We start from the raw sequence: 13,335 nt of genomic DNA, 5'->3' as shown, positions 1-13,335 counted from the left end.
CCTGGAGGTTCGCATGACCCATTCAACGGACGCCGCCGGCCGGCATTCTCCCCGCTCCATTGCCCGCGCCGGAGGGCTGCACGCTGTCGGCGTGTACGTGCTGCTGGCCGGCGCCTTCTTGCCGATTGCCGACTTCTTCATCGTCAACGTTGCGCTGCCGACGATCTCCGCCTCGCTCAAGGCGACACCGGCCGCGCTTGAGCTCGTGGTTTCCGTCTACGGCGTGGCCTACGCCGCCATGCTTGTGCTGGGCGGCAGGCTTGGCGATCGTTTCGGCCGCCACAGCCTGTTTCTGGCCGGGCTTTCCGGCTTCATTCTGGCATCGCTGGCGTGCGGCCTGGCCCCTACGATCGAGGCGCTGATCGCCGCTCGCCTGGTACAGGGCGCAACGGCGGCGATGCTGGTGCCACAGGTGCTGGCAACCTTCCAGGCGACGCTCGCCGGCGAACGCAAGACCAAGGCCATCGCGCTTTACGGCGCCACCTCGGGCATCGCGGCGGTCGTCGGCCAACTCGCCGGCGGACTGCTGGTCAGCGCCAATCTGTTCGGCACCTCCTGGCGGCCGATCTTCCTGATCAACATTCCGCTCGGCATCATCGTGTTCTTCGCCTCGCGGCTGGTCGTGCCGGCCAGCCGCTCGCCGCACCCCACCGGCATCGACCTGCCTGGCACCGTGCTTTTCGCGGCCACGCTGACCGCCCTTCTGGTGCCGCTGACCGAAGGCCATTCGCTCGGCTGGCCGGCCTGGACCAGGATCATGCTGACTGCGGCCGCGGTGCTGGCCGTGCTGACCGTCATCGTCGAACGGGCTACTGAGGCGCGCGGCGAGGTGCCGTTGCTGCCGCCATCGCTGCTAAAACTGCCCTCGATGTCGCGAGGGCTGGCCATGATCACGCTGTTCAGCGTCGGCTTCGGCGCCTTCATGTTCGTCTTTGCGCTCACCGTGCAGAACGGCCTCGGCGCCAACGCGCTGGAAAGCGGTCTCGCGATCCTGCCGATGGCGGTCATGTTCTTCATCGGCTCCATGGTCAGCCCGCGCATGATCAACCGCTTCGGCCGCGGCGCACTGGCGGCAGGCGGCATCGTGCAGGCGCTTGGACTGGCGCTGTTGATCGGCATCATCGTGTCGGGCTGGCCAAAAGTGAGCCTGGTCGAACTGGCGTTGCCGCTGGTGTTGATCGGCGCCGGGCAATCCATGCTGTTTTCCGGCCTGTTCCGCGCGGTGCTCGCCGATGTTCCCGCCCACCTTGCCGGCGTCGGCAGCGGCGTGCTGATCACGCTGCAGCAATCCGGCCTGGCTCTCGGGCGTCGCCACGCTCGGCACGCTTTATCTGGCACTGGAGCCCACGGGCATTGCGCAAGCCTTCGGCGCCGTCATCGCCTGCCAGTTGGCGATCATCATGCTGCTGGTGCTGTGCACCGGGTTGCTGCCGCGTTTCACCAAACACCAACCCATCGCCCACCCCGTGGAAATGTGAGCCTGAGCACTACGCCGTCGCCGCGTCGCAAAATTGCTTGATTTTGAAAGCTTCTTCCAGCGCAGCTGGTGGGCTTCCAGCGAATGTGGTCGCTACGGCCGGCACACAGCGATCGGTGGACTGTCACCGTCGCGCTGTTACCATCGGGCGCGATCCGGGGTAGAAAAAGCGCTCCTCACTCGGCGGGATGAGAATGCGGATCAAGATCATCGGAACCGGGCGGGCCGTGCCGGCTGCGTGCGTGACGTCGCGCAGCCTCGATGCGCGGCTGGGGCTTGGCGATGGCCAGCTCGAAGCCGCCACCGGTGTCATCGAACGCTATGTCTGCGAGGCTGAATCGCAGGTCGACCTAGCCTGCGCCGCGGCGCAACTCGCTTTGGCGGATGCCGGGCTCGAGGCTGGCGATATCGATCTCGTTATTGGCGGTTGCGGCGTGCCCTACCAGCCGCTGCCAGCGACCGCGCCGCTGGTCATGCAGTGCCTCGGCATGGCCGACGGTTCGGCCGCCGCCTTCGACGTCAACAGCACCTGCCTTGGCTTCCTGACCGCCTTTGAGACCGCCGCCCGCATGATCGAGGCCGGGCAATGCGAGCGGGCGCTGGTTTTCTCCTCGGAGATCGCCTCGCGCGCTCTGCCCTGGAACGACCAGCCTGAAATCGCCGCTCTGTTCGGCGATGGCGCAGCGGCCGCAGTGCTGTGCAAGGCGGCGCCCGGCGAGGGCGCGGTGCTGGCCAATCTGATGCGCACCTACCCCTCGGCCTATGAAGCCTGCAGCATCGGTTCCGGCGGCACCCGCTTCGATTTTCACCGCCAGCCGCAGGAATTCGCCAGCCATGCCCTGTTCCACATGGACGGCAAGGAATTGTTTCGCGTGACGTCGCGCCATTTCAACGGTTTTGTCGCCGAGCTTTTGCAGCGGGCCGGCTGGACGCATGACGATGTCGACATCGTCGTGCCGCACCAGGCCAGCCCATTTGCGCTCGCCCATATGGCCCGCCAGACCGGCTTTGCCAGGGAAAAGCTCGTCGATATAGCGGCGCGCTACGGCAACCAGATCGCCGCCTCTATTCCCTTCGCGCTCGATATTGCGCGCCGCGAGGGGCGCATCGCGGCGGGCGCGAAAGTGCTGTTCCTGGGAACCTCGGCCGGCGTGTCGTTCGGCGGCATGGCGCTGGAAGCGTGAGCATGGGGCGTGTGCTCGTCACCGGCGCCAGCGGTTTTCTCGGTTCGCATCTCATGGCGCGGCTGGCGGCATCGGGCACACCGGCCCTTGGCCTTGGCCGCGATGCGCGGCGATGTGCGGCTCTGGAAGCGGCTGACCATGCGGTCGTCCGCCACGACCTGTCGCAGCCGTTCGATGCGGCCGCACAAGCGCAGCTCGGTGACATCGAAGCGATCGTCCATTGCGCAGCCCTTTCCGCACCCTTCGGCAGGCTGGCGGATTTCGAAACGGCCAATGTCACGGCAACCCGCAACCTCGTCGATTTCGCGCGGCGGCAAAGCGTGCGCCGCTTCGTCCACATCTCCAGCCCCTCGGTCTGTTTCGCCTTTCGCGACCAGCTCGATGTGCGCGAAGACAGCGCCCTGCCCGCTCCGGTCAACCACTATGCCCGCACCAAGCGGCAAGGCGAGGAGATCGTGCTCTCGGCCCTCGAAATCAGGCCGGTGGTCCTGCGGCCGCGCGGCATCTATGGCGCCGGCGACCGCGCGCTGCTGCCGCGCTTGCTTGGCGCCGCGCGCCGGCGTCCGTTGCCGCTGTTTCGCGGTGGCCGACCGCGCATCGATCTCACCCATGTCGATGATGTCGTCGATGCCATCCTGGCAGCGCTTGCGGCCGGCAGCGCCGCCGAGGGGCAGATCTTCAATGTCTCCGGCGGCGAGGTGCTGCCGGTGCGCCGCATCGCCGACGAGGCCTGCGCCCGCGCCGGGTTTTCCGCGCGATGGCGCAAAATGCCGCTGTGGCCGGCAATGCTGGCGGCCGGCGCAATGGAGGCTGTGGCGCTGCGGCTGCCGGGCCAACCCGAACCGGCGGTGACGCGCTACGGTCTTGGCCTGTTCGCCTATGCCCAGAGCCTCGACATTTCAAAGGCAAGGCGCATGTTGGGCTGGGCGCCGAAAGTGTCCTTCGCGGACGGGCTCGACCGCACCTTCGCAGCAGACGCACCCTCCTGGGGAGCAACAGCTTGAAGATCGTCTTCGCCAACAGTGCCTGGGTCAGTGCCGCCGAACGGCTGATCCTGCGCGGCGGCAGCTGGAAGACCGTGAGCTTGCGCGTGCGCTATGGGCTGATCCTGCATCCGCAGGCCGGCCCGGTGCTGATCGACACCGGCTACACGCCGCACGTGACCACGGGCCCCTACCGAAGCGCCGCGCTGCGCCTGTACGGCGCGGTGCTCAGGCCGGCGCTCAACGCAGCCGAACAGCCGCTGCCGGTGCTGGCACGCTTCGGCCTGACACCGCGCGATGTAAGCGCGGTCATCGTCACGCATTTCCATGCCGATCATATGTCCGGCCTGTCGCTGTTCCCGAATGCCCGCTTCATCGCCAGCGATGCGGCGTGGTCACGGGCCAAGGCGAGAACGACCCGGCAGAACCTGCGCCATGGCGTTTTCAGCGAGCTGTTTCCGGCAGACTTCGAGAGCAGGCTCGACGGGCTGTCCTCGAGGCAGCAGATTGCGCCGAACGATGGCGTGCCCGGCGGCGCCGACCTGTTCGGCGACGGCAGTGTTGTCGCTGTCGATTTGCCCGGCCACGCCAACGGCCAGTTCGGCCTGCTGTTCCCCAAGATGGAGCGCCCGCTGCTCTACGCCGTCGATGCGCAATGGCTGCTCACCGCGCTGACCGAAAACCGCACGCCGGGTTTGCCGGCGACCTTGCTGGCCGAGGATGCCGCAGCCCTCGAGCCGACCAGCGAAACCTTGCGGCGGTTTCTGGCAACCGGCGGCGAGGTCATGTTCTGCCACGATCCGCAGCCGACGCCCTACGATCTCGACAGCGAGGGCGGATGAGCGGGCTCGGCGAAGCGCTCAAATCGTTTGCCGTCACCCGCTGGGTGTCGCGCAAGAGCCGCAGGGATTTCGAGCGCTGGCAGGCGCGCGCCTTGAGCCGCTGGCTCGACCGCGACCTGCCGCTGGCGCCCTTCTACGGCAAGGCGCCACGTCACCTCGGCGACCTGCCGGTGACCGACAAGGCGCTGCTGATGGCGAATTTCGAGCGCTTCAACATCGGCGGCGTGTCGGCTCGCGATGGCTGGGCCGCCGCTTCCGCAGACGGCCGCCTCGGCGACCTGACGGTCGGCGCCAGCACCGGAACATCAGGCAATCGTGGCCTGTTCGTCATCTCCGAGGCCGAGAAATACCGCTGGCTGGGTTCAATCCTGGCCAAGGCCGTGCCCGATCTGCTCTGGCGCCGGCAGCGGGTCGCCGTGATCCTGCCGCAGAACACCGGGCTCTATGAAGGCGCCCGCAAATCCCGGCGCATCGATCTGCGTTTCTTCGACCTGACGCTCGGCCCGGAACACTGGCGCGCCGAGCTGGAAGATTTCGCGCCGACGGTGATCATCGCGCCGCCCAAAATGCTGCGCCATTTCGCGGCCACCTCCTTCCGGCTCAAGCCGCTGCGCGTCTTCTCGGCCGCCGAGACGCTGGACCCGATCGAACGGCCGGTCATCGAAACATTCTTCGGCCGGCCGCTCGACCAGATCTACATGGCGACGGAAGGGCTGTTCGCCGTCACCTGCCGCCAGGGTGGGCTGCATCTGGCGGAGGATTCGGTGTTCTTCGAATTCGAGCCGGTCGGCGACGGGCTGGTGACGCCGCTGGTCACCGCTTTTCGCCGCCAGACGCAGATCATGGCGCGCTACCGGATGAACGATCTGCTGCGCCTGTCCAAGGCGCCATGCCGCTGCGGCTCGCCGCTGCGCACGGTGGACGAGATCGTCGGCCGCATGGACGATGTCTTCCGGCTCGCCTCGGCGACTGGACAGATCCTGGTCACCCCCGACATTCTTCGCAATGCGGTGCTGAAGGCGGATCGCCGTATTGATGACTTCCGGCTGATCCAGACCGCGCCCGACGCCGTCGAACTGCGGCTTGCGCCCGACCTCGCCGACGACGCGGCTTCTGCCGCGCTTGGTGCGGTGCGGGCACTGCTCGCCATGCGCCAGACAACGGTATCGATCGATCTCGTGCGCGCGCCGCTGCCGCTGGAGACCAGCCGCAAATTGCGCCGTGTGGAATGCCGGCTGGGGGCAGCATGAGCCCGACGGCCGTCGCGACCGAGCAACCGCAGGCGGATCGGGTTGAAAACAACCCCGCCCAGGTCGAGGCGTTCGTGCAGCTCTTCAACGAGATTCCCGTCCGCGAGCTCATCCGCAATCTGACGGTGGTCGTCGAGCCGTTCGAGGTCGCCGGGCGATCCTTCCCGCTGACGCTCAACGACGCCAGCGAGGCGCCGAACTGCTACATCTGCCGCCCGTCCAGCGCCTATATCGACTACGCCATCGAAGAGACGCGCAATTTCGTCTCGGCGCCCTTTCTGCAGCGGGCGGTGCGGGCGCTGATCGGTCTGTGCGCGCCACTGGTCGAAGCGAGCGGTCTCGACCATCAGGTGCAGGTCAACAACTGGCTCTATTCGACCAATCCGGTGCCGCTGCTCGACCGCAAGGCGATCGCGGCAATGCGCTCAAGCCTGACGGCGCGGTTTGCGGACCGCGCCATCGTCATCCGCTCGCTGAACGAGATCGCCGATCCCGCGACCATCGCAGCCCTGAAGGCCGAGGGTTTTCGCATGCTGCCGGCGCGGCAGATCTACATTTTTTCCGACCGCAGTTCGGCACCCGCCATGACCAACGACATGAAGCGCGACCGCAAGCGGCTGCGCACGACGCCCTTCGAGCGGGTCGGCGATGCCGATTTCACCGAGGCCGATTACGCGCGCGCAGAAGCGCTCTACACCATGCTCTATCTCGCCAAATACACGCCGCTCAATCCGCACTACACGGCGCGCTACATTGCAGAGATGCACCGCCGCGGCATTCTCAGGCTTGCCGGCCTGCGCCGGCCGGGCGGTGAGCTCGTCGCCGTCACCGGCCTGTTTGAGAACGGCGCGACATTGACGCAACCGATCGTCGGCTACGATACCGGCCTGCCCGTTGGCGAAGGGCTCTACCGCATGATGATGGCGATGGCGCAGGACCATGCCACGGCGCACGGCCTGTTCTTCAACATGAGCGCCGGGGCCGCCGCGTTCAAACGCCGGCGTGGCGCGGTGCCGGCGATCGAGTACAACGCCGTCTATGCCGGCCATCTGCCGCTTGCCCGCCGCATGGCGGTGCTGATCATGGAAACCGTGCTGGCACGGGTCGGCATTCCCCTGCTTCGGAGATTTGAATTGTGAGCGAACCCCGGCAGCCAAAGCAAAGGGATCATTGGCAGGCGGTGGCGCTGTCGGCCGATATCAGGCGCAAGCCGAAGCGCATCCTGTTCGACGGTGCGCCGCTGGTGCTGTTCCGCTCGGCGCAAGGCATTGCCGCACTGTTCGACCGTTGCGCCCACCGGCTGGTCGAGTTGTCGACCGGCAAGGTCGTTGGCGGTGAGATTGAATGCCCCTATCATGGCTGGCGCTACGATGGCGAAGGACGCTGCACCGCCATTCCCGGCCATGTCGGTGACATCCCGCACTACCGGGTCCGCCGCTATGGCGCCATCGAGCGCGACGGCGTCGTCTTCGTCTCCTCGGGCACGCCCGAGGGCGAGCCCTATCTCCACTGCATGCAAGGCAAGGACGTCGTCGTGAAGCGTGTGCGCAGTTCGGCGCAATCGACGGTGCTCGACGCCGCCGAGAACATTCTGGACGCCACCCACACACACTTCACCCACAAGGGCGTGCTGCGCGGCCTGACCGCCAAGCGCCATCTCGTGCGCGTCGAGGTGACCGGCGGCGAAGGCTGGGTCGAGAGCTGCTATACCGGCGAGGACCGTCAGCAAGGACTGGTCAGCCGGCTCTTGGAAGGCGAGCGTGCCAGGACCATCGGCCGCTACCGCCATCCTGGCATCGTCGAGCTGGAATATTGGGGCAAGCGCGGTCTGGCGCTGGCGACGACCTTCCATTTGCGCCAGGCGGATCAGCACACCGTCGAGGGCATCGGCTGGCTTATCGGCCCGCGCCAGGGCCTGCTCGGCGAACTCAAGGCGCTCGCCTTCAGGCCGCTCTTCGCCTTCGCGCTGCAGCAGGATCGCCGCGTGCTGAAATCGGCAAGCGACAATGCCCGCATCCCGCCGCAAGTGCTGCCAGCGAGCGGACCGCTGGATTTCCTGCGCCGCGACATCGCAGCCATCATCGACGGCAAGATGCCGCCGGCTGCCGCGGAGCCGCGGGTGCATCATATCGAGCTTTGACAAGGACCAAGGGCGATCATCGCCCACGCGCCGCGATCGGATCGGTCGCGCAGTAGAGCGTGTGCCGTCCGCCATCGAGCGGCTCCACGATGTCGGTTTCAATCACCTGGACCGAAGCGAAATGCCTCTTCAGCGTTTCGATATCGGCCTCGCGTGCCGGGTGGCTGGCGATCGGTTCGAAGACGATGGCCGCGCAGAATCCCGCGAGATGGCCGAGCAGCCCGGAAAGACTGCCATCGCTCATGATGCGCATGATGAAGGCGATGTCGACGCCCGGCTCGGGCAGGAACTGCTTGAGCAGGTTGAGCGGCTGGGTCTCGATATCGTGCACATAGAAATCGAGGTTCACAGCGCTTCGGGCCGAGCGCAGCTTCTGGCAGACATTGATATTGCGCGCATTGTTGTCGACGCCCACGCCCCAGCGGATGGTCTGGGCGAGCGGAAGGAGAAAGCCGCCGAGATTGCAGCCGATCTCCAGCACCGACTTCCCTTGGAAATCGATCGGGATTGCCCGCAGCCGCGCCGCCGGTTCGCGAAAACCCGGCAGTTCAACGGGGCCGATGGCTGTGGACTGGTACGGCACCGGAATGTCATGGCCGGCACCCCTGTCGCTCACCTGCGGTGAATACTGGATCAGGCGAACGGCGCTGCGTGTTTGCCAATCGGACTGCCTGGCAGCGGAAAGAGCGCCGGCGATGTGGCGCAGTCTCTCGTTGGCGGCCGTCGTCGCCGCCTCGTCGATCAGGGCATCGAGCTCGTCGAACAGCCCTTGCTCGGCATAGGCTTGGGCAAGCAGGCCCTGTGCCGGCTCCGAGCCGGATGCGACGAGCGGCAGCAGGCGCTTGACCGCCTCGGCATGTTCGCCGCGATCGAACGCTCTTTTCGCCGCCTTGAGCGCGACCTTGCCGGCAAGCCTTGTCCACGATTTCTTAAGCTGGTTTGACACCGAGAAGTCCCCCGGCCCGCTGTTTGCCAGAAATTCCCGGCTGTTGCGAGCGTCGGTTACGGTTGGAGCGGTCCGTTCCACTCGATATCGCGGGTCGACGCGGCCTGCAGACTGATGCGCTGACGCCGCGCCGTGGCGGCGATCTCGGCCAGCGCCCGCCATTGCGCTTTCTTCGGCGCGGGGTCGCCGGGCCAGTCGAGCAGTTCGTCGGCCGCGCGCATCGCCCAGCGAAACTTTCCAATTCCGCCGGATCGCAGCGCCGGCGGCAATCCGTATATCCACATGGCCAGCCGCACTGTCTGTGGCGCTGTGACATCCGGCTTCACCTCGCTGCCACTCTCGAGCACGGCATCCGCGAAGCGCTGCGGATCGCGAAAGAAATGCAGGCCGCTCACAGCGCGTGGATTGCACTCCAGCGGCAACACTTGGCCGTCCTGTTCGCGCATCAGGTCGAAGGAGATCTGGCCGGTCCAGGAGGTGCCGGCGACGAAGCCTTCGACAAAGCGCCGCGCAGACACATCCTCCACCCGCGCGAAATAGATGCCGGCGCCTTTGCCGGCGCGATAGAGCGAACGATAGAGCGCCAGCGCCTTGAGCTCGCCGTTGCGGGCCACCGCATAGGCGCTGATCTCCTCGCCGGCAATGAAACGCTGCGCCACCCACGGCATCTCGGGCGAAGGGCTGATCGCGTCGAGTTCTTCCGGTGACGGCCGCAGCACGACATGACTGGCAAAACGCGACCAGACCGGCTTGAACACCAGCTCGCCCGACTGGCCGCGCACGGCTTGCAGATCATGCCTGCTCTGCAGCAGGGTCGTTTGAGGCACGGCGAGATGAAGGCTCTCAGCCAGCCGGATGAAAGCATGCTTGTGATGAACTCGGGCGAGCAACTCCATGTCGGGCGCAAACAGGCGGGCCGGCATGGCGCGATCGCGCCAGAGCTGACCGAGATAAAAAATCTCCTCGCAGGTCGGTATGACAAGCTCCACGCCCTCGGCGCGGACAAGTGCTTCCACCGCCTCGGCATAGGCATCAGGAGCAAAACGCGGTGGTGGCAGGCGACGATAGAGCGCGCATGCCGTGCTCGCCGCCGAGATAGGGCGAGCCGGACTGTCGGCCAGGATCACCCGGTGCCCGGCACTGTTGAGCAGCCGCGCCAAATGCAGCGCCACCGGCGCCCGGGCTCCAGTGATCAGCACGGTGCTATTTTGCATAAGGCACCGACATCACAGCGGGAGAGCGAGGATCAAACGCCGGTCAAGGATTTTGTCGTCACCAGCGTCACGCCGGCCTTGGCGAATTCGGCATTGTGGCGGGCGATGATCTGCGCGGCCGTTTCGCTTGGACTGTCCAGCGTGCTGTGGGCGTCGGACACCACGGTGACTCCAAGCCCGTGGGCAAAGGCGCCCTTGACCGTGGCCGCGACGCAAAAGTCGCTCTGCGCGCCGACGAGAACGACTTCGTCAACGCCCTGCCCCGCCACCCATTCGCCAAGTGAGGCATTGCTGAAGGCGTTGCCGACGCTCTTGGAAAAGGTCGGCTCGTCTTGCGCCTGGCCGAGTTCCGGCCACACCGGCCAGCCCGGCTCGCCGGGCGCCAGCGGGTCGCCTGCCGGGCCATCATGCCTGACAAAGGCGACCTTGTGTCCCGTGCGCCGCGCCCATTCCATTACCGCCCGCACGCGGGCGGCGATGCCGGCGGCATCATGGATCGGCGGCTCGGCGACGCCGTCGAACATGCCGGTCTGGAGGTCGATAACGATGAGCGGGGCGGTGGCCGCAGGCCTGGAGTCTGACATGGTTTCTTACATAGCACGGCCGACAGAGTGATCAAGGATCGCGGGTGCGGATGCTCGCAACGGGTGGATGGCTGTCGTCGATTGCCTGGTTGAAAATTGGTCACTACCTTGCACGCGATTGCCATTCGCAAAGACGGCCATGTCAAACATCGTCTATCCATGTCGGCTGAGGTTGAGAGGCGTTAGCGCAAGGAACCTAGGCCCAAGATCGAAAAAGGGTCATTCCGTTCCGGAAAGCCTGATCCGCGAAGGCTATACCGAAAAGGAAATCCGCTCCGGCATGAAAGTTTTGGATGGCGAGAAAATACTGGAACATTGGAGGCCGATAAACCCCAAGAGCTTTGCTCTCGCACTAACCTTGACAATCGGATGGGACCAGGATGTTGGAAGCGATTACTTCGAGGTTCACGTCATCGCCAACCAGATCAGAGACGAGATAAATCTCGACGGTCGAGCGGTCATTTTCGTAGAAGATTTCGACTGGCCCGGTCTCAAGCAGAGCCTCCTCAACATCCTCGATAAATGCGAGGGAAAAACGTGGAAAGAAAGCGTCCGCGCACTACGAAAGCACTTCGAATGGGAATATGACGGAATGGCGGAGTACGAATCCTGGCTCAAATAGTCTACCCAATCCCACCGGTCACCACATAGGCGCCAGCGACACGCCCGTGCGGCAGGCGCACTATGACTGTGACGATCGAGCCATAAGAGCCGCGCCAGACGCTGTGCACTGCCTCATGGATATTGCCCAGCACGATGGCTCGCCCGACAAAGTGCCCGCCAGTCCACTGCATGGCGACGGGCTCGCCGTTGACATGGACTTTCACGCCGGCAGCGTCCGGACCAGCGGCTTCGATTGCCTTGCCAGGCAGATCGAGCGTGATGACGATCTCGTCCCCACCATCTGAATGGCGCATCTCGGCGGCAAGTGTAACGGCGAGCGGCAGGGCCTCGCCGGCTAGACGATTGGCCCCTATGCCGTTGCCATCCGGCCACGCCGCAAACACATCGTCCGTCAGCTCCGGCGTGCGCGGCGGCGCGGTGCGACGCTTAGCTGAGCGTTCGAAATCGCCGGCGAACTGCAGCAGCCTGGTGTCATCATAGGCCTTGCCGGCGAAGGTGAGACCAACCGGCATGCCGATATCTGCCATCGTGCCCATCGGCACGGTGACTGTGGGGATGCCGAGATGGCGCCAGACCTGGTTGCCGTTGGCGACCCAGGTGCCGTTGCGCCAGGCAAGGGCTGCGGAGGCCTCGTCGACATCGGCATCGGCCGGACCGACATCGGCCACGGCGGGCAGCACCACGGCATCCAGCCCTTGCGCATCCAGCCAGTCCTCGAAGTCGATCCGCCGCGTCGCCTCCAGCCCTTTCAGCCCGTCTTCCATTGTGGGGATATCTACGAAGGGCGTGACGCCAAGTTTCGCCCGTTCGACATATTCAGCCAGATCGAAACCGCCGACATAGCGGTCCGGCAATGTTCCCGGCGGTTGCGGGAAAATCTTGCGGCCGTCGACCGATGCCAGATCGGGAATTTTCGGATCGGCATTGGCGCGCAGGAAATCGTCCCATCCCCAGATGCAAAGGTCCCAGATCTCGCGCTCGGCAAACTCCTGGGGAACAAGCCCGCGATCGACCATGGTTTTCGTTCCGGGCCGGTCGCGCTCGTAGTCGGAGACGACGGGAAACTCGACCTCGACCACAGTAGCGCCAAGCCGCTCGAGGTCCCTTGCCGCCTGCTGCCAGAGGGCCAGCACCGAGGCGCGGGTTTCGATGGGCGTAGTCGCCTCGGCATCCCTGCCGATATACATGCGTGGCACGCCGAGCCGCACGCCTTTGAGCGCACCCGCCAGCTTCAGATCAGTGTAGCGCGGCGGCCGCACGGCCGAACTTGGAGGCAGAGCGACCCATGGCTGCGCCCGCCAGAAATCGCCTCTTGACTTGGCATCGTCGGCGACGATGACGTCGAGCAGCTCCAGCATATCCGGCACGCTGCGCGTGTGCGGCACCACCACATCCATCGTCGGCACCAATGGCCAGTTGCCGCGCACGGAAATGACGCCGCGCGACGGCGTGTAGGCGACCAGCGCATTGTTGGAGGCCGGCGCCCGGCCCGACGACCATGTCTCCTCGCCCAAGCCGAAGGCGGCGAAGCTCGCCGCCGTTGCTGTGCCGGAACCATTGGAGGAACCCGACGCAAAGGCAGCGGTCAAGAAGTCTGCATTGTACGGGCTTTCGGCGCGGCCATAGACGCCACGCTGCATGCCGCCATTGGCCATCGGCGGCATGTTGGTGAGCCCGATCAGCACCGCGCCGCCGGCGCGCAGCCGCGCGATGGTGAAGGCGTCTTCATTGGCGATGAGATGTTCGAAGGCGGGCGAGCCGGCGGCAACCGTCAGGCCTGCCACCTTGTAGCTGTCCTTGGCAGTGTAGGGGATGCCGTCCAGCGGCCCGAGCGTGGCGCCCTTCCGGCGGCGCCGATCGGACGCCGCAGCCTCCTCGAACATTTTGGGGTTGAGCACGGGAACGGCGTTGAGGGTGATGCCATGGCGGTCATATCGGGCGATGCGCCTGAGATAGGCGCCGACCAGCTCGACGCTGGTGGCGGTACCAGCTTCCAGGGCCTGGCGCAGGTCGGAGATCGAGGCTTCGACGAGATGGAGGTTGGTCATGAGGCGGCTCGGTTGGCGTTCCGTCACCTCTGCCCTGACGGGC

Annotated in this window: 12 protein-coding genes; 8 read left to right on the top strand and 4 right to left on the bottom strand. The window is 65.8% G+C overall.

What is annotated here, in order from left to right; genetic code table 11:
- Positions 1-13: 13 nt before the first annotated feature.
- The 7 genes from AC1DX6_RS21110 (at position 14) to AC1DX6_RS21080 (ending at position 7,876) form a co-directional block, all read left to right on the top strand.
- A complete protein-coding gene (locus tag AC1DX6_RS21110; RefSeq protein WP_477316863.1) occupies positions 14-1,519 on the top strand; it encodes an MFS transporter in 1,506 nt (501 codons plus the stop codon).
- Between the two features lie 152 nt (positions 1,520-1,671).
- Complete coding sequence (locus AC1DX6_RS21105) at positions 1,672-2,661, top strand: 3-oxoacyl-[acyl-carrier-protein] synthase III C-terminal domain-containing protein (protein WP_477316861.1); 990 nt, start codon at positions 1,672-1,674, stop codon at positions 2,659-2,661.
- A gap of 2 nt (positions 2,662-2,663) precedes the next feature.
- A complete protein-coding gene (locus AC1DX6_RS21100) occupies positions 2,664-3,665 on the top strand; it encodes an NAD-dependent epimerase/dehydratase family protein (protein ID WP_477316859.1) in 1,002 nt (333 codons plus the stop codon).
- Positions 3,662-4,486: an MBL fold metallo-hydrolase gene (locus AC1DX6_RS21095; RefSeq protein WP_477316857.1), complete on the top strand. Its 825-nt coding sequence runs from the start codon at positions 3,662-3,664 to the stop codon at positions 4,484-4,486. Before AC1DX6_RS21100 ends, AC1DX6_RS21095 begins: the two co-directional genes overlap by 4 nt.
- Complete coding sequence (locus AC1DX6_RS21090) at positions 4,483-5,736, top strand: F390 synthetase-related protein (RefSeq protein ID WP_477316855.1); 1,254 nt, start codon at positions 4,483-4,485, stop codon at positions 5,734-5,736. Before AC1DX6_RS21095 ends, AC1DX6_RS21090 begins: the two co-directional genes overlap by 4 nt.
- Positions 5,733-6,875, top strand: a complete 1,143-nt coding sequence (locus tag AC1DX6_RS21085) for a GNAT family N-acetyltransferase (protein ID WP_477316853.1) — start codon at positions 5,733-5,735, stop codon at positions 6,873-6,875. The genes AC1DX6_RS21090 and AC1DX6_RS21085 overlap by 4 nt, the downstream gene beginning before the upstream one ends.
- Positions 6,872-7,876 carry a Rieske 2Fe-2S domain-containing protein gene (locus AC1DX6_RS21080; protein WP_477316851.1) on the top strand — a complete coding sequence of 335 codons (1,005 nt, stop codon included), beginning with the start codon at positions 6,872-6,874 and terminating at the stop codon, positions 7,874-7,876. The genes AC1DX6_RS21085 and AC1DX6_RS21080 overlap by 4 nt, the downstream gene beginning before the upstream one ends.
- 16 nt (positions 7,877-7,892) lie before the next feature.
- Here AC1DX6_RS21080 and AC1DX6_RS21075 read toward each other — a convergent pair whose 3' ends face one another.
- Genes AC1DX6_RS21075 through AC1DX6_RS21065 form a run of 3 tightly spaced genes read right to left on the bottom strand, consistent with a single transcriptional unit; the run spans position 7,893 to position 10,620 of the window.
- Positions 7,893-8,822, bottom strand: coding sequence for a hypothetical protein (locus tag AC1DX6_RS21075; protein ID WP_477316849.1), 930 nt, complete (start codon positions 8,820-8,822; stop codon positions 7,893-7,895).
- A gap of 56 nt (positions 8,823-8,878) precedes the next feature.
- Positions 8,879-10,036 carry an ATP-grasp domain-containing protein gene (locus tag AC1DX6_RS21070; protein ID WP_477316847.1) on the bottom strand — a complete coding sequence of 386 codons (1,158 nt, stop codon included), beginning with the start codon at positions 10,034-10,036 and terminating at the stop codon, positions 8,879-8,881.
- A 32-nt stretch (positions 10,037-10,068) separates the two neighbouring features.
- Complete coding sequence (locus tag AC1DX6_RS21065; protein ID WP_477316845.1) at positions 10,069-10,620, bottom strand: cysteine hydrolase family protein; 552 nt, start codon at positions 10,618-10,620, stop codon at positions 10,069-10,071.
- A 139-nt stretch (positions 10,621-10,759) separates the two neighbouring features.
- On the opposite strand from AC1DX6_RS21065, the gene AC1DX6_RS21060 reads away from it, so the two are divergent.
- Positions 10,760-11,242 (top strand): Imm8 family immunity protein, encoded by a 483-nt coding sequence (locus AC1DX6_RS21060; protein WP_477316843.1) that lies wholly within the window; start codon positions 10,760-10,762, stop codon positions 11,240-11,242.
- Position 11,243: 1 nt separating this feature from the next.
- Here the strand turns inward: AC1DX6_RS21060 and AC1DX6_RS21055 are convergent, their stop codons facing one another.
- Positions 11,244-13,292 (bottom strand): amidase, encoded by a 2,049-nt coding sequence (locus AC1DX6_RS21055; RefSeq protein WP_477316842.1) that lies wholly within the window; start codon positions 13,290-13,292, stop codon positions 11,244-11,246.
- Between the last annotated feature and the right edge of the window lie 43 nt (positions 13,293-13,335).

The organism is Mesorhizobium sp. P2_C4, from assembly GCF_056404575.1.
This window is presented reverse-complemented; position numbering and strand designations above follow the sequence as displayed.